The 1954-nt window shown below is 47.1% G+C and carries 2 protein-coding genes; both read right to left on the reverse strand.

Annotated features, from left to right (window positions below; genetic code table 11):
• A partial coding sequence (locus RMO84_RS14930; protein ID WP_310489237.1) for a Gfo/Idh/MocA family oxidoreductase occupies nucleotides 1-708 on the reverse strand: 708 nt, incomplete at its 3' end.
• Nucleotides 709-801: 93 nt separating this feature from the next.
• Nucleotides 802-1083, reverse strand: coding sequence for a hypothetical protein (locus RMO84_RS14935; protein ID WP_310489238.1), 282 nt, complete (start codon nucleotides 1081-1083; stop codon nucleotides 802-804).
• Nucleotides 1084-1954 lie beyond the last annotated feature (871 nt).

Genomic DNA, 1954 nt, shown 5'->3' on the forward strand with positions numbered 1-1954 from the left:
AAAATGTAAGATCGCACTGGTCATTTCGGCAACCTCCCGAAAGCGTTCTTCGCCATTGCTCGCACTAGTGGCGAACACCGCAGTCGGCTCGGCTTGGAAGATGTAGCGAGCGGCATTGATACAATAAATGCCGATATCTTCGAGCGTGCCGCCACCACTTGCGGCCTTCATCCGACTGTTCGCACCTTCGGTTTGTTGGGCAAAGATCGAGTGAAAAAAGCGCGGCGTGCCGATTTGACCGGAATTAACGATTTCCACTGCTTGCATGTTAGCCGCATCGAAATGCAGTCGATAGGCGATCGTCAATTTAACCTGATTTTCCCGAGCGGCGGCAATCATCCGATCGCATTCAGCCACAGTGACAGCCATTGGCTTTTCACACAGAATATGAATTCCGGCTGTGGCAGCGCGCACTGTGTAGTCACAATGCAGATGATTGGGTAAGGCAATATAGACGGCATCGATTTTGCCGCTACTCAATAGCTCGTCATACCGATCGTATGTGTAGGTATGCGCCGCCTCGATCCCATACTTATTGGCGACCTCCGTTCGTTTGGTCGCATCGTCCGAAACTAGTGCCACTACCTCGGAGTTATCGGTATTATCAAAAGCAGGTAAAGCGGCTGCTTGGGCAAACCAACCCAAGCCAACTACTGCATAGCGAATTTTCCGAGTCGTGGCGGCATCTTGAAATTGAGCGGTTGTCATTGGATCCTGATTCCAAATACGGTAACAATCTTCTAAGAAAAAGTTAGAGCTAAACGCTGCTATCGATCGAGTTTGCTGCGTGCTTAGCGACGATTAACTTGCAAGTGCATCGCCGTTACCCATACTCGCCATGGTACGAACGGGTGCTTCAAAAGATTTACGGGCTTGCTCTGTTGGCACGATCGTCCAGCCAGCAGCCAAGAGTTTTTGACAAGTTGCCCAGCCTTTCGAGCCGCCCGGAATCAGATAGTCCGCAACGCATAAATGTGGGAATGCTGTGTGGGCTTTCCAGGGGTGGTAAGGTTCTAGGCGTAGATATAGTGAGAGGGTACCATTAGAGCCAAATTTAGGAATCCAACATATTTGTCCAGCCATTTAAGAGTCCTCATAAATTCAATTAGTAATCTGCCAATTCGATACCTCAACCGATCGAGTAGTACCTGCCTATTACTGCGATAAGTTAATGCAAGATTACTGGGATGTTTCAAATTTAAGTAAAAAAAATCGTAATTAAATCCGTCAATGGTAAGAGTTATTAAAATCGGTGCGATCTCCGCCGTGGTAAGCTAATCGCCTTGAGAGATCGATCGATCTGAATCGCTTATTTAAGACTCGATCTCCAACTAGACGCGCACCAATCTCGAATATTATCTACACCTTTGGATAGAGATAGATAGCTGTGAAATTTAGGGGATCGCTAATTTTTTATCGATCGGTATAGCGGGATTTGGCTGGTGATAATCGATCGATTACGATCGATCTCGTTCGCGATCTGGAGCGGTGAGATCGAGTTTGTCCCACGGAATTCGATTGCCGTGATGGCGATCGCGCCCACATCCAAAAGGCCGCCGATACTCGTCAAGATCCCCAAGACAATTTTCAGCAGCTTTTTTACTTATGCTTGTTTCTGTACTTTGGTAATTCGATCGATCGAGATGAGGTGACGGGGACTGGGGGACGGGAAATAGAGGATTATTCCAAAATCCATCTTCTACTCTCTAACTACCGCCTAAAACCTAAAGCCTAAGACCTACTGTCTTTGGTGGTATTCTGCTGGCAAACATCGCACTCGATGTGCAAATAAATGCAGCCATTAGCTGCTTCTCTCTCTAAAGGCAGACAGCTAAAAACGATCGATCGAACTATCATCCAATGGAGAGAGCCATAAATTTAGCTACGCTCCAGGCTCGATCTTCAACAGCTTTGCCTTATAGATTTAGATATCCATCGGCGATCGCGAGCAGTT

Origin of the sequence: Chamaesiphon sp. VAR_69_metabat_338, assembly GCF_031423935.1 — a bacterium.
Taxonomy (GTDB): Bacteria; Cyanobacteriota; Cyanobacteriia; order Cyanobacteriales; family Chamaesiphonaceae; genus Chamaesiphon.

Bases quoted from the DNA above. Each gene is read 5' to 3' on its own strand.
- RMO84_RS14935 (WP_310489238.1), bottom strand. From the start codon at position 1,083: ATGGCTGGACAAATATGTTGGATTCCTAAATTTGGCTCTAATGGTACC.